Annotated in this window: 19 protein-coding genes and 1 other RNA gene; 7 read left to right on the top strand and 13 right to left on the bottom strand. The window is 35.4% G+C overall.

Features of this window, described 5'->3' with window-relative positions:
- The first annotated feature begins 117 nt into the window (after nucleotides 1-117).
- Nucleotides 118-1611 (top strand): GGDEF domain-containing protein, encoded by a 1494-nt coding sequence (locus BLR36_RS06460; protein ID WP_217631735.1) that lies wholly within the window; start codon nucleotides 118-120, stop codon nucleotides 1609-1611.
- Nucleotides 1612-2124: 513 nt separating this feature from the next.
- Entirely contained in the window at nucleotides 2125-2541 is a 417-nt protein-coding gene (gene arr / locus BLR36_RS06455) for an NAD(+)--rifampin ADP-ribosyltransferase (protein WP_093060916.1), read from the top strand.
- Nucleotides 2542-2630: 89 nt separating this feature from the next.
- Here arr and rlmN read toward each other — a convergent pair whose 3' ends face one another.
- The 3 genes from rlmN to BLR36_RS06440 all read right to left on the bottom strand — a co-directional run bounded on the left by rlmN (nucleotide 2631) and on the right by BLR36_RS06440 (nucleotide 8231).
- Nucleotides 2631-3704: a dual-specificity RNA methyltransferase RlmN gene (gene rlmN / locus BLR36_RS06450; RefSeq protein ID WP_093060915.1), complete on the bottom strand. Its 1074-nt coding sequence runs from the start codon at nucleotides 3702-3704 to the stop codon at nucleotides 2631-2633.
- 98 nt (nucleotides 3705-3802) lie between these two features.
- Complete coding sequence (locus BLR36_RS06445) at nucleotides 3803-4627, bottom strand: sulfurtransferase (RefSeq protein WP_093060914.1); 825 nt, start codon at nucleotides 4625-4627, stop codon at nucleotides 3803-3805.
- 13 nt (nucleotides 4628-4640) lie between these two features.
- Nucleotides 4641-8231: a dynamin family protein gene (locus BLR36_RS06440; protein ID WP_093060913.1), complete on the bottom strand. Its 3591-nt coding sequence runs from the start codon at nucleotides 8229-8231 to the stop codon at nucleotides 4641-4643.
- Between the two features lie 790 nt (nucleotides 8232-9021).
- Between BLR36_RS06440 and BLR36_RS06430 the strand changes: the two genes are divergently transcribed.
- The 4 genes from BLR36_RS06430 (at nucleotide 9022) to BLR36_RS06415 (ending at nucleotide 11964) form a co-directional block, all read left to right on the top strand.
- Complete coding sequence (locus BLR36_RS06430) at nucleotides 9022-9474, top strand: chemotaxis protein CheX (protein ID WP_093060911.1); 453 nt, start codon at nucleotides 9022-9024, stop codon at nucleotides 9472-9474.
- A 200-nt stretch (nucleotides 9475-9674) separates the two neighbouring features.
- A complete protein-coding gene (locus tag BLR36_RS06425) occupies nucleotides 9675-9797 on the top strand; it encodes a cytochrome c oxidase subunit 2A (RefSeq protein ID WP_093060910.1) in 123 nt (40 codons plus the stop codon).
- Nucleotides 9798-9819: 22 nt separating this feature from the next.
- Complete coding sequence (locus BLR36_RS06420) at nucleotides 9820-10296, top strand: cupredoxin domain-containing protein (protein WP_093060909.1); 477 nt, start codon at nucleotides 9820-9822, stop codon at nucleotides 10294-10296.
- A complete protein-coding gene (locus BLR36_RS06415; protein ID WP_093060908.1) occupies nucleotides 10297-11964 on the top strand; it encodes a b(o/a)3-type cytochrome-c oxidase subunit 1 in 1668 nt (555 codons plus the stop codon).
- Between the two features lie 55 nt (nucleotides 11965-12019).
- Here the strand turns inward: BLR36_RS06415 and BLR36_RS06410 are convergent, their stop codons facing one another.
- The 10 genes from BLR36_RS06410 to BLR36_RS18755 all read right to left on the bottom strand — a co-directional run bounded on the left by BLR36_RS06410 (nucleotide 12020) and on the right by BLR36_RS18755 (nucleotide 23407).
- Entirely contained in the window at nucleotides 12020-13519 is a 1500-nt protein-coding gene (locus BLR36_RS06410; RefSeq protein ID WP_093060907.1) for a carboxypeptidase M32, read from the bottom strand.
- 17 nt (nucleotides 13520-13536) lie between these two features.
- Complete coding sequence (locus BLR36_RS06405) at nucleotides 13537-15438, bottom strand: ATP-dependent DNA helicase (RefSeq protein ID WP_093060906.1); 1902 nt, start codon at nucleotides 15436-15438, stop codon at nucleotides 13537-13539.
- A 58-nt stretch (nucleotides 15439-15496) separates the two neighbouring features.
- On the bottom strand, nucleotides 15497-16624 hold the full coding sequence (locus BLR36_RS06400) for a THUMP domain-containing class I SAM-dependent RNA methyltransferase (protein WP_093060905.1): 1128 nt from the start codon (nucleotides 16622-16624) through the stop codon (nucleotides 15497-15499).
- The gene (locus tag BLR36_RS06395; protein WP_254771343.1) at nucleotides 16624-18345 is read right to left on the bottom strand and encodes a putative bifunctional diguanylate cyclase/phosphodiesterase; all 1722 of its coding nucleotides are present in this window, start codon (nucleotides 18343-18345) and stop codon (nucleotides 16624-16626) included. Before BLR36_RS06395 ends, BLR36_RS06400 begins: the two co-directional genes overlap by 1 nt.
- Before the next feature lie 103 nt (nucleotides 18346-18448).
- Nucleotides 18449-18832, bottom strand: an RNA gene (gene rnpB, locus BLR36_RS06390) — RNase P RNA component class B.
- A gap of 63 nt (nucleotides 18833-18895) precedes the next feature.
- Nucleotides 18896-19192, bottom strand: coding sequence for a cell division regulator GpsB (gpsB, locus tag BLR36_RS06385; RefSeq protein WP_093060904.1), 297 nt, complete (start codon nucleotides 19190-19192; stop codon nucleotides 18896-18898).
- A 79-nt stretch (nucleotides 19193-19271) separates the two neighbouring features.
- Nucleotides 19272-20546 carry a ribonuclease H-like domain-containing protein gene (locus tag BLR36_RS06380; RefSeq protein ID WP_093060903.1) on the bottom strand — a complete coding sequence of 425 codons (1275 nt, stop codon included), beginning with the start codon at nucleotides 20544-20546 and terminating at the stop codon, nucleotides 19272-19274.
- On the bottom strand, nucleotides 20536-22815 hold the full coding sequence (locus BLR36_RS06375; RefSeq protein ID WP_093061247.1) for a DEAD/DEAH box helicase: 2280 nt from the start codon (nucleotides 22813-22815) through the stop codon (nucleotides 20536-20538). The genes BLR36_RS06380 and BLR36_RS06375 overlap by 11 nt, the downstream gene beginning before the upstream one ends.
- Entirely contained in the window at nucleotides 22808-23176 is a 369-nt protein-coding gene (locus BLR36_RS06370; protein ID WP_093060902.1) for a YppE family protein, read from the bottom strand. The genes BLR36_RS06375 and BLR36_RS06370 overlap by 8 nt, the downstream gene beginning before the upstream one ends.
- Before the next feature lie 75 nt (nucleotides 23177-23251).
- Nucleotides 23252-23407 carry a hypothetical protein gene (locus BLR36_RS18755; RefSeq protein WP_175453992.1) on the bottom strand — a complete coding sequence of 52 codons (156 nt, stop codon included), beginning with the start codon at nucleotides 23405-23407 and terminating at the stop codon, nucleotides 23252-23254.
- A 183-nt stretch (nucleotides 23408-23590) separates the two neighbouring features.
- Between BLR36_RS18755 and recU the strand changes: the two genes are divergently transcribed.
- Complete coding sequence (gene recU / locus BLR36_RS06365) at nucleotides 23591-24190, top strand: Holliday junction resolvase RecU (protein ID WP_093060901.1); 600 nt, start codon at nucleotides 23591-23593, stop codon at nucleotides 24188-24190.
- Nucleotides 24191-24193 lie beyond the last annotated feature (3 nt).

Here is a 24193-nt window from a genome sequence, read left to right as displayed (position 1 = left end):
CTGCAATAACTAATAGGAAACTATTACAATTTCTTAACATAGAAATCATATTTAAGTGACAAGTCAGTTATAAACTATAAGGTAGGATATATTGCTTTATTTTAGGAGGAGCACAGGATGGCAATTTTAGAAGATGTTTATCAGGACCTTTTTAGCTATATAATAGATGAAAAAGCGATAGAAACAGTTTTTCAACCTATTATTTCATTACAGACTGGCCAAATATACGGTTATGAAGCATTAACACGAGGACCTAGCAATACAGTATTGTATAATCCGGAGAATTTATTTGATTATGCACTGAAAAATGGAAAGCTTTGGGAACTTGAAAATATTTGTAGAGCCAACGCTTTAAAGCGTGCTTACGAATTACAAGCAGAAGGAAAACTTTTTCTAAATGTAAATCCAAATATTATGAATGATCCTAAGTTTAAACAAGGATTTACGAAAGAGTTTTTGTCGCTCTTTCAAATGGACTCAGACTCCATTGTTTTTGAAATTACAGAACGAGAGGCTATAAACAATTTAAAAGATTTTATCAATACAATAGATCACTACAAAAAACAATATTATCAAATAGCAATAGACGATGTAGGTTCTGGATATTCTGGTTTAAACATTATAACGGATGTGCGTCCTCACTATATTAAATTAGACATGAAACTAACCCGTAATATAAATAAGGATAGAACGAAGCAATTACTCGTACGAAGCCTATGTGAATTTGCTAATTATTCACAAATACATATTATTGCTGAAGGTATTGAAACAATGGAGGAATTACAAACACTTATCGATATTGGAGTGCACTTCGGTCAAGGCTATTATATTCAAAAGCCAAATTCCATGTTGTTTCCTGTTCGAAGTGAATTGATTAGTATTATTAAGAAAGATAATAATAGAAAAAACAGTATTATTTCTAATCGCATAACGGACACATCGATTGAACATATCGCTACCCCTCTTCATATGATTTCTAGTGATATGCCGATTTCCAAAGTAAGTAAATTAATGGATTCCAACGATTCCTTACCTGGTTTTTGCATTAAAGAAAACAATAAGCTTATAGGTGTAATTACAAGGAACAAACTGCATTTGAAATTCAGTGGTCCATACGGTTTCAGTTTATACAATAAAAAACCAATTTCGGCAATCATGAGCAGGCAGTTTATGAAAGTAGATGCTGGGACGGCTATTGATGTCGTTGCGAAGATAGCAATGAAACGTGATCCATTACACTTATATGATTTCATCACTATTACAAAAGACGAATATTATTTTGGAATTGTCACCGTAAAGGATTTATTAGAAAAAAGTATGCAGCTTGAGATAGACTATGCCAAGCATTTAAATCCTCTTTCGGAATTACCTGGGAATATTATCATTGAACAGCAGCTACAAAAATGTATTGAAGATAATAACGAACTTATTGTACTGTATTTGGATATTGATAATTTTAAACCATATAATGATGTATATGGTTTTGAAAAAGGAGATAAGGTAATAACCGATCTAGCAAAGATATTAGAAAACATCTGTCCTCCTAATGGATTTATCGGTCATATTGGTGGAGATGATTTCATACTAATTACAGATGTAGCAAGGAGCTAAGAAATTTGTGAAGAGATTATTGAAAGATTCAGTAAAGCCATTGAAAACTACTATTATGCCTACGATATTATGAGAGGTTTTATAATTTCAAAAAATAGGCACGGAGTAGAGGAACAATTTCCGCTTTTAACAATGTCCATAGCAGGTTTAACAAATCGTGAATCTCAAACTATTTACGAATTATCTGAGAATGCAACTAAAGTAAAAAAACAATGCAAACAGCTGCTAGGAAGTAATTATTTAATACAGTATTAGGCAAATAAGGTAGATGATTTATATAGAAAAAAGAGCTTGGAGATCCAAGCTCTTTTTTCTTGTCTATTTTTTAGTAAAGCAGACCGTTAGTTTAAGTGTAATTTTTCACTGAAAAATAGGTAATTCTTGTTCGATTCCATTCTCTCTATTTACATTATACCATTACTTACAGGCTATTTATAGACTACTCTTTTTATAAATCGCATACTATACTGTTATTGTTATACACAAATCTAAAAATATAAGGAGTGTATCAGTATGAATGGCAAAACAGATGTCCTCGATAATGGTCCTTTTTTTCATGGTACTAAAGCAGAACTAAAAATTGGAGATTTATTAGAAGCCCAACACTTATCGAATTACCAAGATAAAAAATCGAACTATATATATTTTACTGCAACATTAGATGCTGCTAAATGGGGTGCTGAATTAGCAAGATCTAATTCAAAAGAAAGAATTTATATTATAGAACCAGTAGGCTCTTTTGAAAATGATCCGAACTTAACTGACAAAAGATTTCCTGGAAATCCAACACGTTCTTATAGATCTAAATCTCCTTTGAAAATAATAGCTGAATTAAGTTCATGGGAAAGACATTCCGACGAAGAAGTAAATCATATGCTTACATCTTTAAAAAAGTTAAGTGAACAAGGAAAAAATGTAATATACGATTGACGATTACTAAGCATTTCCTTTAACAGAAACTAAATAAAAAACGCACTAGCCAAAAATGGCAAATGCGTTTTTTATTTCATATCCGATTGTTAGTTGGAAACTTTTTCTTTACCTTTTTTAATTTGCTTACTTCTCAATTGACCACATGCAGCATCGATATCGGTACCTTGTTCCATACGGACACCGCAATTGATCCCTTTGTTTTTCAATGTTTGGAAGAAAGCGCTAATGGACTTTTCACTACTACGTTGATATTGTCCATGCTCATCCACTGGATTGTATGGGATTAAATTTACATAAGACAGATGACGTTTGTTCTCAAGAAGTTTTGCTAATTGCTGTGCTTCCTCTACATGATCATTTACGTCTTTAAGAAGAATATATTCGAATGTAATACGACGGTTTTTCTTCTCTAAATAATAATCTACCGCAGCCATAACTTTTTCAATTGGGAATGCTTTATTAATAACCATGATTTTTGAACGCAGTTCATCGTTTGGTGCATGCAAGGAAACAGCAAGATTCACCTGGATATCCTCTTCTGCAAAATCCATGATTTTTTTCGCAAGACCACTTGTTGAAACAGTAATATGACGAGCACCGATTGCAAGCCCTTTTTGGTCATTCACAGTACGTAAGAAATTCATGAGGTTTTTGTAATTATCAAACGGCTCCCCGATACCCATAACAACGATATGACTAACACGTTCCTCTTTTTGCATTTGGTCTAAATGGAACTGAACCTTCATAATTTGTTCTACTATTTCTCCAGCGTCAAGGTCACGGCTCTTTTTAAGTAATCCACTCGCGCAGAAGCTACATCCAATATTACATCCAACCTGTGTAGTAACACACACAGAAAGTCCATATTTAAAACGCATTAGTACTGTTTCGATTAAGTTCCCATCTTGCATCTCAAAAAGGAATTTGATCGTCCCATCTGCTGACTCTTGCTTAACACTTTCTTTCAATGTTTGAATGACAAAGTTATCTTCTAAAATTTGAAGACATTCTTTGTTTACATTTGTCATTTCGGCAAAGCTTTGTACGCGTTTGATATACAACCAGTCCCATACCTGCTCAGCACGGAATTTTTTTTGACCGTGTTCCATTAGCCATTCGATTAATTGGTCTCTAGTTAGACCATATATAGATTTTTTCATTATTAGCCCTCATTTCAGCGTATACAATTTGCCTATTATACTATAGTTATTTACCCAAGACAACTTATTATACTGGAAATGAGGTTCAAATGAAATGTTTATGCTCTATTATTATCAGTTTCTACTTCATTCTCTCTTATCCAATCACTATAGCTACCTAAGTAAAGTTGAACATTTTCGTAACCAGCTTCTTTTAAACAGCTATATAACGGCGCGGCTGTGACACCACTTCCACAATAAGCTATAACCGGTTTGTCTTGCGGAGCTAAGTCAGTCAACTTTTCCTTCAACTCTTCTTGTGCTAAAAATTTCCCCTCTTTTTTAAGCTGCTCCCAATCAAAGTTAATAGCAGTCGGAATATGACCAGCAACCGGATCAATTGGTTCACTTTCACCTTTATAACGAACATTAGATCTCGCATCAATCAATTGGCCCTCTGTTATTCCCGCAACAACTTGTCTCACATCATTCATCGAAAGTAATTTACTGTTGTTCCAATGAGGGATAGTTGTCGTCTTTGTAAAGTCAGATTCGCTTTTTGAAACAGGCAATGCTCCCTTTAACTCCCCAAATCCATCACGGGATACATATACATTGGTGAAACCTGCCCAATCCAATAAAAAATATGCACGTAAGGCAAACGGAGCTCCTCCCTGGTCGTAAATTACGATAAAGTCATTTACATTTAAACCAGCTTTCTGAACAAGACTGGTCATCTTTTCCTTCGAAATCATCGGATGACGACCATATGGACTAGACATATCAGATAAATCATTTTCTAAATCCCAATAGATAGCTCCATCTAAATGCTCCTCATCATACATTTTACGTCCAGCGGTATTATCAGTTAAATCAAATCGAGTATCGATAAAACGGGGGTTATCCTCTAAAATTTCCGGTAATTCAATAAAAACTTTAGCCATCAAATCACTCCTTTTATAGTCGAGCATATACTGATTTCCACATGCGAAGAGTTTCTTCCTGCTCTAATAATTTTCGTTCTGCATCTATTTGAGTAATAGACTCATGCAGTAGCTTCAGACGTAAAGCCTCCGATTCAATATCAGAATATTGCTCGATCCAATTTCCTAACCTTTCTTTTTCCTTCACTAAATACTCATCTGCCTCTACTTTAGAGAGGTCTGATAGTGTATCACGTAGTTTTTCTTTTTCATTGTTTTCAAAGAAGGATTTCGTATTTTTAAAGTACGATTTAACATGTTCATATTTCACAATGTTATCAAATGGTCCTATAAAATCTAGCAGGTCTCTTTCTGTAACTTCATGTGGACTAAACGTAAAGCTTGTGTTCCAATCTTTAAGCACACGTATTTCTTCTTTTTCTAATTGAAGAATTTGCTGCTGAATAAACTGTAGAATACGGAAATTAGATACACGCATTTCTTGTTCAATATCAAAACGAATCATTTTGAGAATATCCTTTAAGGCAATGTCCAATGCAACAGATGCAGAGTTATTGGCAAATAAAGATGGATTATAAGCTTCTTTAAAGAATTCATTGAATCGATAATATACACGTTGTAAAACGTAATAAAGCAGTGTATCTAGCTCCTGTTTTGCATCTTTTGCAATCTGTGCCGACTTCCCATTTGTATACCTTTTACGAATATTTTGTTCCTGATTTCGAAGCTCTATTAATCGTTGGTCTTTCCTTGCAAGATTTGCTTCTGTTTGATCGATTAAGCTTAATAATTTCGATTGTTGACGTGTTGCTTCCTCATCTAGAGCAGTTATAGAAATTTGCTTTAAATCTTTTTCAAGGAAATGATGGAATGATTCTTCAAATTGTTGCATTCCTTTATGGACCGACAAACCACTTAGTTTTTCTTTCAATCCTTGTAAGCTTGAAACACCATAAACTCTTGGGAAACGAATGCCAAATCGTTGAAGTTCATCCTGAACATATTGCTTTACTAAAGTAGCTTCCTCTTCAGAGTCTGCTAAATCGATTGCATTTACGACGAAGAACATCTTGTCTAGTTCGAATGCATCTTTTACTCGACCGAGCTGTATAAGGAACTCACGATCCGCTTTAGAAAATGCATGATTAAAATAAGTAACAAACAATACAGCATCTGCGTTACGAATATAATCAAAAGCAACTCCGGTATGCCTAGCATTGATCGAATCCGCTCCAGGTGTGTCTACTAGCGTCACACCCAATCTTGTAAGTTCACAATCATAATAAAAATCGATAAAATCTACAAAACAGCTTTTAGATTCATCTGCGACAAATTGGCCGAATTCTTCTCCAGAAACGTGTAGAACATTGCCTAGCTGTGCTTTAAAGGTTGGATACCCTTTATAAAAGGCCGTAACAAACGACTTATGAACCTCTTCCACTACTTTCTCTTTCATAACAGAACTTGCCTTCTCATACGCCTCTTCTAATGTATGGACAGTTATACCAAGTTGCTCATAAGCATGTGCCACATCTGCTAATATTTGTCCCTCTGATTTCAACACAACATCAGCCGTATTATGCAGATGTTTTTCAGATATAGGATGAATCTTATTGATAGCCGCAGTTGTAGGATTAGGAGAAACCGGCAATACATTTGCTCCCATTAAAGCATTTGAAAAGCTAGATTTCCCAGCACTAAATGCACCAAATAAAGCAATAGTAAATTGTTGGTTTTCAACTCTTAAAGCCTTCCTTTTAATCGTTGCAGCCGCCTCTTCAAAAGCTGGCAATTCAGCTAATACTTCTCCAATTCTTTTTGCACGACTAACTACAGCCTCTGCAAAAAGAAGAACTTCTTCATGCTTTATCTCTTCTGTACGAGGGACATTTTCAACTGCCTGCTCCGAAGTTTGAGCTTGTTCCTCATAGGCAGTAATAGAATTTTCAAAATGAAGTCGTTCCTGTTCCCATTCTTTTAATAATTCGTCTCGATCTTTCCGCAGTGACAAGGAAGGAGTAGAAACTGTTTTTTCGAATGTTTGGATGCGCAAATCTATTTCTTCTAATGCATGTATCGCTAATTTTTTTTCGTTTAATTCGTTTGTTTTTGATGCTATTTGATCTTCATCTTCAATAGGATTTTCTTCTATATAAAGTATACTTTCATCTTTCCATTTATCAGTTTCATTGATGTAATACCTATTAACAGCTTCGGTAACTCGATTAGCAAAATTCAATATTGCATTACCGGTCGTACTGGCCCCTTCATGTAAAGAATTGTCGATTAGACTGCTTGGTATACTAAATTGGATTTCATCGATTTGGATTGTTTTTTCCTCAGTTAATAAGGAAACGTCTTTTAACATCCGCTTCATCAATAACTTCATATGGCTTGTTATATTATTGGAAACAATTTTATCTAACTGACTTAGAACATCGTTTAGTCTTCTTTGTCTCTCTTCCTCTGTTTTCTTTTTGCTTCCTAAAAACCCAACTTTAAAAGTAGATTGCTTACTCTCCGCATACGATTTCAATGCTTCACGAACCTCAAACGTCATAATAGAAGCATTTTCTAATATGTTTTTACGAAGTTCCTCGAAAGACTTTTTCCAAAGAGTAACATCTTGAAGTTTTACTTGTTTTTGAGCAAGTTCCAATTGTTCTTTAATATCTTCTTTATTGTTCCAATCCTCTTCACTAAGCTGGTTGTCAAAGGTTTCAAAACATGCTGCTTTTTCATCCTCTAGAAAATTTACATGTTCATCCTTCAATTTTTCTAACGTAGCTTGAGCAAGTGTTAAATAATAATCCTCTTTGTTTTCAATAGAGCTAGTCACGATTTGTTGAACCTGTGGAAAGTCGTTATGTATAAAGTCTTTACTTTTTAAGCTAGTATAAAAAATCGCTTTCGGCTCAACAGACCAAGATTTGAAAGCGTCTGCTACTGATTGCTTATAGGCTTCGAATGGCAATTCCTCTTCTCGATGCTTATCCACTTGGTTGACGATTAAATATACATTTTTATTATAATGAAGTAATTGCTTCGTAAATTGAAAGTTTAGCTCAGATTGAACATGATTGTAATCCATTACGTAAAAAACAATATCAGCTAAGTGCAGGGCAGATTCAGTAGAAATGCGATGTGCATCATCTGTTGAGTCTACTCCAGGAGTATCCATTATAGTGATTCCTTTTGGGAGCTTTGAAGTAGCATGTCCTATCTCAATTTGAGAAACCTTGCTGCCATCCTTTGAATATTTTTTAACTAGTTGAATATCATACTCTCCAGAGAATCTAACGGGTGGCTGATCCACGAAGTGAACGAGTGCATAGTTATTTGATGTATTTTGGACAGTTACGATGTTAGCAGACGTTGGAATCGGACTAGTTGGTAGTAATTGTTCGTCCACTAATGCATTGATCATACTCGATTTACCCGCGGAAAAGTGACCTGCGAAGGCAATAGTGAATGTACCTTTTTCCAGTTTATCAGCAAATAATTTAGATTTACGATAACGTTCGTCGTCATTGTTTTTTTGGAAAAGAGCTGCAAGTAATGCATTTTGTTCTTTTATCGTTTGAAGATCCTTTGAGTTCTGCATATAAAAATTTTATCTCCTTCATAATTCGACAATTTATACCTATCATAGCAAAAATTTAACGTCTAGAACAATAAACTTCGATTCAGTATGGATTTACTAACTAAAAGAGAAATTATAATTCTTTTTTGGAAGGGATTGAAGCCTTAGTTGGAATTTTAGGCAGTTTAGTTGGAATTTTGAAGGCTACAGTTGGAATTTTTTTAGAATTAGTTGGAAAAATGAACATGTTGGTTGGAATAGTAAAAAAAACCAAAATCTGTGGTCAATGTAAAACTATTGTATTGAACATGGAACGCTATATCTTTATATACTTTCTTGTCGTGCCTAACCTCACGACATGCATTCCTTATTGCGTTAATCTTTTGGAGTTTATCTTTCCATCGCCCTCATTCAACTCTATGCAAAAGGTTAGTGCATTTTTGATTAACTCTCAAACGGAAATCCGTAGTGTTTTTTATTCTAAAAGGTAACTTGATCCCAGTTCTCATATACTTTCTTTTCTGCAAAAAAAAATGACCCTATTTGTTTTCACAAATGGAGTCAGCTTGGTTTTTTATATTATTTTAGCCTTAGGTGCGGTAGATTTTAAAATATATGCTGTTACTCCACCATACAATACAATGGATGAACCAATAATAATAGCTAACATATAAATCATCCTCTCAACTGAATTTGATATTCATTCTCATTCATATGATAACACAATAAATTTCATAATTCTACAAAATCTATTCTTTTTTCCTATCTTACATGATAAAATTGTTACATCTATACTAGATGGAGGGGAAAAATGAGTACTTCTAAACATATTCAAACAGTTTTAAATGGGACAATCCAATCTCTTAAATCAGTTATACCAATCTCAATGGATATAAAACCCCCTTCCTTGATGGTGCAACCATTTGAGCAAAAAGAAATGGGTGTACTTATTGGAATTATCGGTGATATTAAAGGAAGAATAATTATTGACTCTACAGCTGAAAGCTTCTCTGCTATTGGTGCAACTATGTTTGGTATGCCATTAGAAGGTGAAATGCTCGAGTCCTTTACTGGCGAGCTCGGGAATATGATCGCTGGAAATATATGTACATCGGTTGCAAGTAATGGAGTTCAAGTTGATATAACTCCCCCTACTGTTATTGTGGGTTCTACGCGTTTATTTGGCTTTCAACATGCATTTAAATTACCTGTAGTGATTGAAAATATAGGTGCAATGACAATTATTTTAACTATAGATGAATAAGAAATAGAACCTCCTATTAGAAGGAAGGTTCTTTTTTTATTTTTAAAAATGATTCTAATTTTGAAATTACCCTAGATAACGACCACATTTCACATATAATTCACAGTTTACATGCGTGACTGTGATTTTTATCACATCTTCTCACTACTAATATATTTATTATGGAATTATACAAGTTGAATAAGAGGAGGTGTAAGTAAATGTCGAAAAAGAAAGAAAAAGATTCTGATTTAAAAGGTACTCTTTATTCAGTTGGTTTAGTTGGCATATTTATATTAGTTACTTGGTTCATGGCATTTTACTTATTCATAGACAGATTTTAATTTAATTGGAGGTTAAGGACTTATGCATATTCATAAGTATGAAAAGTGGTGGCTAACTTTTGGGATTAGCTCGCTGGTATTATTTTTAGTTATAGTTGGTTTTAGTGCATTCCACTATGGTTCACATCCCCCAACAGGTAAGGTCTACATTGATCCAGAGCGAGTTGATGAAATAGCACCTTTTAATAATCCTGGGGTTCATAAAGTAGAAGGAAAAGAATGGGATTATGAAGTAGTTCTAGTAGCTTCTGCCTTTTTCTATAATCCACCTGAGATTGAAGTACCATTAGGTTCCACTGTAAAGTTCATATCAACAACTAAAGACGTTGTTCATGGATTTCAAGTTGCAGGAACAAATATTAATATGATTCTTGAACCAGGTTATGTTTCGGAGTACGTAACAACAGTAGACAAAGCTGGAGAGTTTTTAATCTTATGTAATGAATATTGTGGCGTAGGACATTCTTCTATGACGTCTATGCTAAAGGTGGTGGAGTAAATGACAACAATTAAAGAAAAAGCATTAGGTTTCACTATAGTTGATCGTCGCGATGGTAAATTAGCTCTTGCTAATATGTATGTTGCATTTATCGCATTATTCATCGGAGGTCTTTGTGGATTACTACAAGTGTTAGTACGCTCTGGTAAATTTACACTCCCTTGGGGCATTGGATACTATCAAGTTTTAACTGTTCATGGTGTTTTATTAGGTCTTATTTTAACAACATATTTTATACTTGGTTTCCAAATCGCTGCAATGAGCAGAACTTCTGGTACGTTTACAGACAAACAACGCTTACTCGGTTGGATTGGTTTCTGGGTAATGACTATCGGTACGGTTGCGGCTGCAACAATGGTTTTATTAAATGAAGCTTCTGTATTGTATACATTCTACGCCCCTCTTCAAGCACATTGGATTTTTTATGTGGGAATGGCATTAGTAGTTGTAGGATCTTGGATTGTTGGTATTGCATTATTTATGAAGTACATTGAATGGCGTAAAGCGAATCCCGGTCAACCTAGTCCCCTTTTATCGTTTATGGTTGTTGTCAACATGGCTATGTGGCAAATATGTACTTTAGGGGTAGCTGTAGAAGTAGTATTCCAGCTTATACCGTGGTCTTTAGGATGGGTAGATAAAGTCGATGTATTGCTTTCTCGTACATTATTCTGGTATTTCGGTCATCCATTAGTATACTTCTGGTTATTACCAGCATATATGGTTTGGTACGTAGTCATTCCAAAAATTATTGGAGGAAAAATTTTCTCTGATGCTTTAGCTAGACTTTCTTTCATGCTATTCTTGCTATTCTCTATTCCGGTTGGGTTCCATCATCAGTTAACAGAACCAGGGATTCAGTCCTTCTGGAAGTTCTTACAAGTAGTATTAACAATGATGGTTGTTATTCCTTCCCTATTAACAGCATTTTCAATGTTTGCATCATTCGAATTACGTGGAAGACAGCTTGGTGCTAAAGGATTATTTGGCTGGTTTAAAAAACTTCCGTGGAATGATGCTAGATTTACAGTTCCATTCATCGGGATGGCCGCGTTTGTACCTGCTGGTGCTGGTGGTATTATTAACGCATCTCACCAGATGAATCAGTTAATTCATAATACGATCTGGGTAACTGGTCATTTCCATTTAACAGTAGCAACAACTGTAGTCCTAACTTTCTTTGGGGCATCTTACTGGTTACTACCTCATTTAACTGGTAGAGTGCTGACAAAACAAATGAACAAATTAGCTATTATTCAAGGGATTGTTTGGGCAGTCGGTATGACTATTATGTCAGCTGCAATGCATATTGTAGGTCTGATGGGAGCACCTCGCCGCTCTGACTTCTCTACTTATGGTGGGGCAGCACAAGCAACTGATTGGATTCCGTACCAAATTGCACAAGCAGTTGGTGGAACAATTCTTTTCGTAGGTATTATTTTAATACTTTATATTGTTGTGAATCTACTATTCTTTGCTCCTAAAGGGGAAACAGAGTTCCCTATTGGTGAGGTTTCAGAGCATGCAGAAAAGTCGCCAATGTGGTTGGAAAATTGGAAAATTTGGTTAACAATTTGTATAGCTTTAATCTTGTTTGCTTATACAGTTCCCGTGATTGAAATGATCCAAAATGCCCCTCCAGGCTCAAAAGGATATAAATTCTGGTAGTAAAATTGAAAAATGGTTAGTCGAGACTTATGTCAAGACTAACCATTTTTATTGTTTAAAGCTTATAAACTTTTGTATACTTCTCTTCTAAATAATCTGCTAGGTATTTACCGTTAAGTCCTTCACCTGTTGCCGCTTTAAGAATATCCAAAGGCTTTTTAAGCGCTCCGTACTGATGTACATTTTCTGTAAGCCATTCCTTAATAGGTCTCAAATCACCTTGTTCCAGCAAACTATCAAACTGTGGTATATCTTTTAGCATCGCTGCCTTAAACTGAGATGCATAAATATAGCCTAGTGCATAGGATGGGAAATAACCAAAACTTGCACCTGCCCAGTGCACATCCTGCAGAATGCCTTCTGCATTTGTAGATGGTCTAACACCTAAATATTCTTCATATTTGGAATTCCAAATGTCTGGCAAGTCTTCTACCTTTAAATCTCCGTTAAACAATCCTTTTTCGATTTCATAACGAATCATAATATGAAGCGCATATGTTAGCTCATCTGCTTCGATACGGATTAAAGATGGTTTGACTTCGTTGATCGCACGGAGAAAATCTTCCATCGGAACTTCTCCAAATTGTTCAGGAGAGTAACTTTGTAGCTTTTCATAGTTTTGTTCCCAGAACTTTAGATTACGCCCAACAAAATTTTCATAAAATAATGATTGGGATTCATGAATACCCATGGAAGCTCCACCTGCTAAAGGTGTTCCTGTTAACTCCTCTGCAACATTTTGCTCGTATATTGCATGACCACATTCATGTATAGTACCGAACACAGCAGAACGGAAATCGAACTCATCATATTTAGTCGTGATTCGTACGTCACCTCTATTTAAGCCCGTTGCAAATGGATGTACTGTTTCATCCAGTCTTCCCGCATCGAAATCATAGCCTAGCTGTTTAAGTATATCTAAACTAAAGGACTCTTGTTTCTGTTTATCAAAAGATTTGAACAGGAAATCTGTATTTGGCTGATTTGGTGATTCAGAAATACGCTTTAGTAAAGAGACAATTTTTTCTCTTAATTCACTAAAAACACCATCTAGAATTTCTGTTGTCATCCCTGGCTCGTATTGATCTAACAGCACATTGTATGGATTGTTATCTGTTACTCCCCAATACTCCACAAACTTCTTCAAAGTTGTTACCATTTCATGTAAATAGGGTTGAAACATGGACCAATCATTTTTAGCTTTCGCTTCTTCCCACACAGATTCTGATTTAGACTGAAGCACGACAAACTTTTTATACTCATCTGAAGGAATTTTTTTACTTAAATTATATTCCTTTTTAACTTCTTCAAAAACACGTTTAGTTACTTCGTTAACCGAATCTAACTCCAATTCCATTTCGTCAAGTAATCCTTTTAGTTCTTCTGAAGTCGATAAATTAAATACATCCGTTGCAAGTACCCCAACAACTTCTGACCGCTGATCGATTCCCTTTTTCGGCGCCCCGGTACGCATATCCCAATAAAGCACCCCTAATGCTTCTTGATAAGCACCAATCTTTTTAACATAATCTAAAAAATTTTGTTCTACTGACATTTCTTTTCCCCCTAGTATCATTTAGAAATAGATGTAGGTAATACCCCTGTAAATCTGTTTTCTAGCTGTGCTTCCTCTTCATTTAACAATAAATGAATTTCCCCATAATCACTAGATGTACGGATTAATCGTCCAATACCCTGTTGCAATCTTAGTAGCATAAATGGCAATTCTACTTCCTCAAATGGATTGTTAGAGAAAGATCGTTTTGCATCAAATAATGGATCTACCGGAGGAAGTGGCATATCGTAAATAATTACTCTTGTTAAAGCTTCTAATGGTAAGTCCAAACCTTCCCAAAGGTGATAAGAACATAAAGTCGAGTACTCACCGTTTTGGAATTCTTTAACAATGGTAGATAGTTCACGATCACCTTCAAAGACAATATCATTTCTATCTCCTATAGTTGCTCTAAACGATGCCATTGCTGCTTTGGATTTAAACAAAATAAGTGTTTGCATCGAGTCTTTTAACAAGTTTTCCACATGATAAGGTTTCTCCTGCTGTTCCATTTTCATGGCATATATCTTCATTACTTCATCATAATCAAATGGTGATGCAACGGAGAACGATTGGAATTTTTCAATTCCTAATGAATCCGCAATATACGTAAAGTCTTTTTCGATTGATAAAGTAGCAGATGAAAAGACAATCGGAATTTTAGAAGTAAATAATTTCTCATGCAAGATATCAGTTACCAATCTAGGCATAATGATTAACGTTTCATAACCATCAATAATTTCTAACCATTCAATGCCATCGCCTTTTTCGGTAAATAAACGAAGAGAGAATGTATATTGCTCTAAAAATTCTTCCACCATCCGTAACTCATACTCAGGAATTGTAAATAACTCCGACTCAAATACAAATTCCTCAAGTAAGCTATCTGTTACTTTAATAGCCTGTTTACATAATTGCATTAACTCAGGAGATTTATCCACCTTCATACGGTCAGTTTCTTCCATATCACTGCCAATGCGTAATAATCCGAAAATATTATCATGTAATTCTTGCAATACTTCCATCAAATTTAACGTTTTTTCTCTTACACCATCGACCATTACTTTTTCTAATAATCGAATAAGTGTTTCACTTTGAATTTCATATGTTAATGCTTTTTGAGCAGCAAATTCAAGTAAATGGCCTTCATCTAAAACAGCCATTGAAACTTCAGGCAATAAGGGCATTTGACCTTCTCTAACACGCGATTCTTTTGTCCAAATATGCTCCATTAAAAATTCATGCGAACAAATGATTAAGTCTGTAGACTCACGATAATGCTGACGGTGAATTGTTTGGCCACATCGATTTCGCAAATCACATACCATACATTGTTGGGTAGGATGATAGTTGACTTTTTGCCAATCCTCATCGCTTACACCAGCAAATTGACTGCGTTCCCCATATGGATAAATTTTTTGCATAGATGAATGTGCATAAACAAAATCAGGCACTTGGTCTTCAATTTCTTCTAAAAAGTATTCATTCTCATCATCTTTTTGTGCTTCTTCTAGTCGTTTCAAACATAAATATTGATCACGAGATTTTGCTAATCGTACATCGATTTTAATATCCAAATAGTTTTGAAGCTTAAAAATATCTCCGGCTTCTTTAACTAGCTGTTCAATTAACGTTTCATCTGCGCATGCGATCAATGCTGGTTTTCCCGTATAACGAGCATACGAAATAGCAGGAAGTAAATAAGCAATTGTTTTACCCGTACCTACTCCTGCTTCTGCAAATAGTACATTTTTCTCTTTTAACGTCTTTTCAATCTGATAGGCCATGAAAATTTGTTCATCACGACATTCAAAACCTTTTTCAGGTAATTCATCATACAAGACATCACCCATCCAATCTCCTAATGATTCGAAGAAAGAACGGTCTTTTGATAGTTGGAATGGTAAAGCTTGTTTCATCTAAAAACTCCCTTAAATAATAATATAACAGCAAGGGAGAAACGAGTCTCCCTTCCTGTTATGAACGTTTACCCCAGAACTGATAGTAATCCGTTCGAATAAATCCATTAAATAATTTGCGCTTTTTGGTTGCTCTTTTACCGTATACATTCTCAAAGTTTTCCATAGATGACAACATATATACGGACCACGATGGATATTTGTCCATCAAATGACCTAGTTCACTAATTACCTGCTCAATTACTTCCACTTCACCAATACGTTCTCCGTAAGGTGGGTTACTGACCATTACTCCATCCGTCAAAGTAGTAGTAAAATCCTTTGCATGCATTTGTTTAAATGTGATTAAATCGGCAAATCCAGATTCAAATGCATTTTGCTCAGCAATTTGGACCATTTTATGATCAATATCTGATCCAATAATTTGAAGTTCTTGGTCATAATTAGCTAATGATTCCGCTTCGTTACGCACTTCTTCCCAAATTGTTTTTGGCATCCAGGGCCATGCTTCACTATGGAAGTCACGATTAAAGCCTGGTGCAATGTTTTGTCCAATCATTGCTGCTTCAATCGGAATAGTACCAGAACCGCAAAAAGGGTCTACAAATGGTCGGTTGGGACTCCATTTTGAAATTTTCACTAAAGCTGCTGCAAGTGTTTCCTTCAATGGAGCTTCCCCTTGGCCGTGACGATATCCACGTTTATGAAGGCCTGCACCACTTGTATCAATTGTTATAGTAGCAATATCTTTTAATATACTAATTTCCAGTTTAAATGTTGCACCAGATTCGTCTAAAAAACCGATTCTTTTATGAGCTAATTTTAAGCGTTCCACTACTGCTTTTTTTACAATTGCCTGACAGTCTGGAACACTGAATAAGGTTGATTTGACTGATTTTCCTTGAACAGGAAAAGCTGCATCCACTGGCAAGAATTTTTCCCATTGAATTGCTTTTGTACGTTCAAATAGCTCATCAAATGTTTTGGCTGGGAACTGAGCAGCTACAATCTTCACTCGGTCTGCAACACGTAACCAAATATTTGCTCGTGCTATTGCACGCTCGTCCCCTTCAAAATAAATCTTGCCGTTTTCTGTTGTAGTTTCATATCCTAGTGCTTTTACTTCATCTGCAACGATGGATTCTAGGCCCATAGCTGAAGTTGCTACTAATTTAAAAGTTGTCATTATATATTCCTTTCTTGTTTATAAATTTCCCATAACTCTATAAAATCCAAAAGCTCATTAATTGCAAGAGGTTTACTATAATAAAACCCTTGAATGATATCGCAGCCCATCTCTTTTAAAAGCTTCGCTTGATCCTCAGTTTCTACGCCTTCTGCAATTACTTTTATACGCAGACGATGAGCCATTAAAATGATCGCTTCTACTATAGCTTGCTTGTCTTGTAAATTAGTAATTTGTTGGACAAAGCTTCTATCAATTTTCAAATAATTGAGCGGAAATCTATTTAAATAACTTAGGGATGAATATCCAGTTCCAAAATCATCTATAGAAATCTTGAATCCCATCCCTTTTAGTTTTACCAGTTTACTTACTATATCGACGGAATCCTTCATAACTGTGCGTTCTGTAAGCTCTAGCTCCAAAAGCTGAGGACTACAATTATACTGCATTAGAATAGAATTTATACGCTCGATAAAATCATCCTGTTGAAAATGGAGCGAAGCAATATTAATAGATACAGGCAAAATATGTATTTTGCCCCGGGATCTTGCTTCTAGTATATCCAGACAAACTTTTTCTAAAATAACTTCGCTTAATGGAATTATAAGACCAGTATCCTCAGCAATAGGTATAAACTCAGCTGGTGAAACAAATCCTAACTGATCATTTTTCCATCTTACTAAAGCTTCTACACCTATAATTTCATGTTTTGTTAGGTCAATCTTAGGCTGGTATTGGATGAAAAAGTCTTTCTTTTGTATAGCTTTTCTTAGCTCTGCTTCCATGATTATTTCTATCTTGGAATCCTTTTTCAATTCCTCAAAATAAAAAGCATATTGGTTTCTACCATTTTGTTTAGCAAAATACATTGCCTTGTCCGCTTTGTATATTAACTTCCCAATCTGTTTACCATCTTGTGGAAACAAGCTAATTCCTATACTTACGCTAATATAAACCTCCGAACCACATACAAAAAATGGTTTATTGAAGAGTTTTGTTATTTCCTTAGCGAGAACTGCAGCGTCTTTTTGATAAGCAATATTCGATCTGGAAAATATAAATTCATCAGAGCCATAACGACCAAAAATATCAGCTGGACCAACAAGCGAGTTAATACGAGTTGCAACCTCTTTTAAAATAAGGTCACCTATTTCATTTCCCAACGTATCGTTTATCTGTTTAAAACGATCTAAGTCAATAAATAAAATAGCATGACTTTCAGTTGAATAATTTACCTTGTCAAATAGTAATTCATGGAAGGCATGTCGATTTGCTATATTTGTTAAAAAGTCATTTTGACTAAGTTCTTCTAGTTCTTTTTCAGTCTCTTTTTCAAAGGAAATATCTGAAAAGATACCATAATAATTTGTTAGTGTACCCGTGGCATCAATAACACTATAAATTGCGAGATTTTCTGGATATACCTCTCCATCTTTTCTTCTATTCCAGATTTCGCCCTTCCAAAATCCCTTCGTACGAATTTCGGACCACATTACCTTATAAAAGTCCGCATCCTGTTTACCTGACTGCAAAATACTTGGAAATTTTCCAAGCACTTCGGAAGACTTATAGCCGGTTACTGTTTCGAAAGCATTATTTACATGTGTTATTTGCATATTCTCATTTGTAATCATTATACCTTCTACAGTCGATTGAAAAATCTGTTCCATCAATTCAACGGGAAATGCCTGTAATTTTGCGGGTGGTTGTTGTTTTTCCACAATCCTTCCCTCCCATATAACGTACTTTATTAATCATTTATGTAATAGAAAAGCTCTCCGTTTCTGGAGAGCTTCTTAGTTATTAAATATAGCCACTCATACACTCAATAAGCCATGTTTTGTTTCCACGGTACTCAAACGGTGCATTACCTCGTACGTATGTGGATGGCAATCATCTATCTACAGAATAAATCTGTTCTTCTATCCGTTCAATTCCTTCAAGAAGATGCCCCTACCATAATTTGGGTTTCTCACTCGTGGGGTTTACCTCGTTCCACCTGTATAGTTTCCTATACAGCTCCGTCACTGTGGCACTTTCAGAGACTTTCAGCCATATCCTAAGACTTAGGCCTTCATCCCGCCGTCAGCTAAAACTAGCTGCCTTAGTTTATTTTTTCACTAAGCACGAACACTACATTCATCTCAGAATTGTGTGAGCATGGACTTTCCTCTACAATGTCAAGCATTGCAGCGATTGCCCGAATATATAAGTGGTATCATTAGTATATACGAAATTTCGGTGAGATTCAACATAACAGAACTAATATAATTATTCGTACAATTTACTTCCGAATACATGTTTTTCAAGATGGGAAAGACGCTTTAAAATATCAAAATTAGTTGCCCCTGTTTGCGGTGCAACAGCCTGAGTTCTCCTTGGTAATTCCTCCAACTGTTCTAGCAGTTTTTTGTTTTCCAACTGAAGTTGAGCTATTCTCTTCTCATATGCCTCGTAATCTTGAATAATATCGTCTAAAAATACATCTACCTCTTCTTGGTTATAACCTCTTAAACCTGTTTTAAACTCTTTTTCTAATATATCAGAAGCCTTTAGTTTAAATTCCATATGGTATCTTCCTTCCATCTACAATTCGCTACTCGTATTATAGCATATCACTGTCGAATAATGGAGTATTTTCAGCCATTTATATGCGCTTTTTGTTATGTTTTGCGCTTTCCCGGGAAATATTTAATTTTCGGATTAGTCTTATTTCCCGCTTTATAAGCTCTTTTTTCAAGCGAGAATGCTGGTCTTTGTTAAGCTTTGCTTCATATTCTACACATCGCTGAGTTATTTCTAGCGCTTTTGGGAAATTTTTTAATTGATGCTCGTATAGCTTGGCAAGCTCGATATATACCTCTACACGATATTTCCCAGAAATCTCTTTTGAAGCTTGAAGAAAAGCTTCCAAACTGTCTTGAAACAATCCAGCTCTTTTTAAATGGAGACCAACGAAATAATAAGCAATACTTGCCTCTTCATCTGAAAAATTATTTACAACAAAAGTAAACCAATCCTGACTTGCATTCATCGTTTTTAAATCACGAAACCATCTACCAATATTCGTGTATGTTGCTGCAGTTTCTATTATTTCTTTGTCTTGAAGCAATTCTACCGAAAGGATATATAACGTAACAAGCGATAAAATATCCCATTCATTATGCTTCAACACTTTCATCAAGTTCGTTGGATTACCGCTCTTCACCGCATCAAAATAAATAATTGGAGCAAGATGGCCAGGGATATCGTTTTCTCTTCTAAAACCTAGTTTCATTTCCTCCATCTGTTTAAGCTTGAAGCGCTCTAATTCACCCTTCCAAATTCTTTTAGATGAATGCATTAAATCAATTTGGTGATGCTGTTTTAGTCGTGGCAGATTATTTCGATTCATCGTCCACCTTGCAACTAATTGAGGGATATCAAAACTCTTTCCGTTATATGTAATGATTGTCTGTTCGTTTTCCCAAAAATCAGTTGCTCGTAAAAAACTTACCTCTTGCCCTGGATCTGCTAGTACATATTGTGTCAGCAAAAATCCATTCTCCACTTCTTTCAATACGCCATTTAAAAAAATTAATACACCAGCACCTTTTAACCCTGTCGTTTCGATATCATAAAAACAAAATGGACTATTTTTAGCAATAGTTAATGGATGAGTAGGATAGACTTCCTGCATAAATTGTTTTGCCTGTTGTAGCTTATTAAGCCCAATATTTCCATGTATATGCTTGGAATGATAAAATGTTTCCTTTACGAAGTAAAACCCTTTTTCCTCTTTGATTAATTTTAGACCTGCATTTTCCCATTGCTCCACATAAAAGGGAAGCGCCATTTCTAGCTCTTCCTTTTTAATGTTGTCAGCAAATGGTTTCTTTTTTACTAAACCCTTCATTTGCATTAGCTTTTTTTCATACGACATGGCGATCCACCTGCAATAAATGAAGTAACTTAATTACTTCTCCTTTTAAATCCAACTCTGCATCCTGTGCCCCAATGCACGCCGGACATCCACTCTTACACGTACAGCCCTCAACTTGTTCGGTCACTCTCGGTATTAAGTCATTCCAAAGGTCAAACATTCTTTCAGATAGACCAATTCCACCTGGGTAGCTGTCGTACATATAAAAAGTAGGCTTTTCTCCATGGATTGATTTGACTTGTGGCACAACATGAATATCCTTAGAATCACAATGAATGAACAATGGGATAAATGCATGTAAAGCGTATGAAACCCCAGTCATCGCATCTGACAGTAATGTGTCCTTCCAGCCTGCCGGTTTATCAAAACTAAACCAGGTAGATGATGTGTGCAATTCTATTGGAGGCAAGTGAATAGGACCAGAGCCGATATTATCATGCGTATCAAACTTTATCTTTTTAAATATTGTTGGCTGTGCTAGCACAATTATGTCGCCGAACCTGAGCATGCCAATTTCAGCTTCTTTTACTTTATCCTCGCTCAACACTTTTAACTCGATCGCTATGTTGGCATCTGTAAAATAATCTACATCGACTTCACGTACAAATGCTTTCTTCTCTTCCCAATCTAATATTTCCACTTGGAATTGAGTTCCTTGGTGCAAGTAAATAGCCTCTTCGTGAAGCAATGTCATTGCACTATATTGGTCCATTTCACCAATAACTCTCGTTTTAGTTGGAGTAGACTGATCTATGATTATCACATTCTCCTGAGATGCAGAACGTAAGCTAATATTGCTAGCTGGAAAACTATCTGACATCCAATGCCACTTTTCCGATGTTCTTAAAAGAACCCCTTCACTCTCAAGAAATGCTAATAATTCCTGTATTGAAAATTCGGCATACGAATCGGTCAAAGAAAATGGCAGTTCAAATGAGGCACATTTTAAATGGTCCATTAAAATAATCATATTATCTGGATGAATTCTAACTTCTTCTGGGGATTGTCCAAGAAAGTATTCCGGATGCTTCACTACATATTGATCTAAAGCTGTCGACTGAGCCACGTAAATAATAAGTGCTTCATCCTGTCTTCTGCCCGCTCTACCTGCCTGCTGCCAAGCACTTGCAATGTTACCTGGATAACCTGTCATAATACACGCCTGTAGCTGCCCAATGTCGACACCTAACTCTAACGCATTCGTGCTTACAACTGTTCGAATAACCCCATCCCGTAATCCTTTTTCGATCGTCCTTCTTTCCGAAGGCAAATAACCGCCTCGGTATCCACGGATCGTTTGGTCATTAATCTTTTTACTAACTAAAGACTGTAAGTAGGTAACAAGCATCTCTACACGAACACGACTCTTCGCAAAAACAATTGTTTGTATACCATTTATATATAATTCCTGAGCTAAATCTCTTACTTCTAAAATAGCACTTCTTCTTACATTAAAAACGGGATGAACAATTGGAGGATTATAAAAAACAAAATGTTTTCTCCCTGCTGGTGCACCATTCTGACTAATCAATTCATGTGCACTATTGGTTAAATTCTCAGCTAGCTCCTTAGGGTTTTTAATCGTTGCAGAAGTACAGATAAACTGAGGGTTACTACCATAATATGCACAGATCCGCTTCAAGCGTCTAATAACATGTGCTACATGACTTCCAAATACTCCCTTATATGTATGAATTTCATCAATTACAATATATTTTAAGTTCTCAAAAAGAGTCACCCATTTTGTATGATGGGGTAAAATCCCAGAATGTAACATGTCAGGATTAGTTAACACTATATGACCAGACTTGCGAATTTTTTGTCTAATGCCTGGTGCGGTATCACCATCATATGTATAACTTAATATTTCTTCCCCAGTAGCTTCTATTAACTTATTTAAATCACTTTTTTGATCCTGCGCTAATGCTTTAGTGGGAAATAAATAAATGGCACGTGAGGTTGGATCTTCTATTATCGACTGAAGAACAGGAAGATGATAGCAGAGTGATTTACCAGAGGCAGTAGGAGTTATTGTTGTATACGATTTGCCAGCTGAAGCGGCATCAAAAGCAAGTCGTTGGTGTATGTATAACTGATTTACACCACGACTTTTCAGCGCTTTTTGAATAGATTGATGCATTTTATCGGGAAAGGGAGCATAAATTGCTTCTTTTTCTGCTGTTGTGTGAATATGTTCAATTTGGGGAAAGCGATTACCATCCACTTTCCATGCATCCAATAATTGTGGAATACTCTTTTTTTCACGCATACTCATCGCCTACTTCCTTTATAGCTTGGACTATGGTTTCAAGCGTATACTTGGATGAATGGACAGACGAAAGAAACCTTTTTTTGCTAGTTCCCTTATAATAGGATTGCACGATAAACTGTTTCATAGATTCAAGTAAAGAGTCAATTTGGCTCGGATGGACATATTTTGGACGTTTTACTTGAATCCATTTACGAACAAGCTGTTCCCATTCGGCTAAAATCTCATCTATTTTGTAAGCATGGGGCTTTACATCAGTAAAAAAATCAGGTTCTTTATCTAGTTCTCTATATAATTGAAATCGCGAAATACATTCATCGCATTCTTTCATTAATTGGTTGCTTAGCTCTAATAATGACAAAGTAATCCCTCGCATTCTAGTTCTATATTAGCAAATTCTCACTTATATTACCAGCACTAAGCGAACGTACATTCTTTAAAGCTTATTTTCAATTTTCTCTAGCCTTCCAAGTAGTCGAAAGGAGTTTTTGCTAAAATCCTCCTCAAATTTTTCCTGCTCATCATTTAACCGATTTTCCAATAAAAACTCGAGAAGTTCTAGCTGATCTATAAGTCTTTCAATTTTGTTCATAAATTATTCCTCCTTTTTAGAGGTATATTCGCTTATTTTAGTTTCTCCCCTTCCTGTTTGACAAAGCATCTTTATAATAGACAAAACTAGTGCGAACTCGACATTTAGTGAGATGAAACCTTCTATATTATCTGCTCGTCTAATGTACTTGTGATAAACTAATAGCATAAAGAGGTGATTATTTTGGCTATTCATTATCCAAATGGTAAAGCATATGTTCCAGTAAAAAAAACAAAAACATCATTAAAAAAGGATTACTCTTACAGTAATAGGGGTAAGACGTTAGAGGATGAAATAAATGATGCAAATGAGTTTTATATTGCTCGGGATATAGCTGTGATTCATAAAAAGCCTATACCTATCCAAGTCGTCAAAGTAGACTACCCTTCTAGAAGTAGTGCCGTTATTAAAGAAGCATATTATCGGACACCTTCCACAACTGACTTTAATGGTGTATATCAAGGTAAATATATTGACTTTGAAGCGAAAGAAACGGAAAATAGAACAGCATTTCCTTTAAAAAATGTTCATCTTCATCAAGTGGAACATATGAGAAAGGTTTCCAACCAACTAGGAATTACATTTCTCCTTGTCCGTTTTTCATCTTTAAATCGTTATTTTTATTTGCCCTTTGAACAATTATCGTTATTTTGGGATAGAATGCTAACAGGAGGAAGAAAGTCTATTACATTATCCGAAATGGAATCCCATGCAATAGAGATTATTCCAAAATATGCACCAAGAATTGACTATTTAAAAGTAATCAATGACTTGAACGTATAAATT

It is taken from the genome of Psychrobacillus sp. OK028, assembly GCF_900103605.1.
Classification (GTDB): Bacteria; Bacillota; Bacilli; order Bacillales_A; family Planococcaceae; genus Psychrobacillus.
The sequence above is the reverse complement of the archived record's forward strand: the minus strand, read 5'-3'. Positions and strand labels throughout refer to the sequence as shown.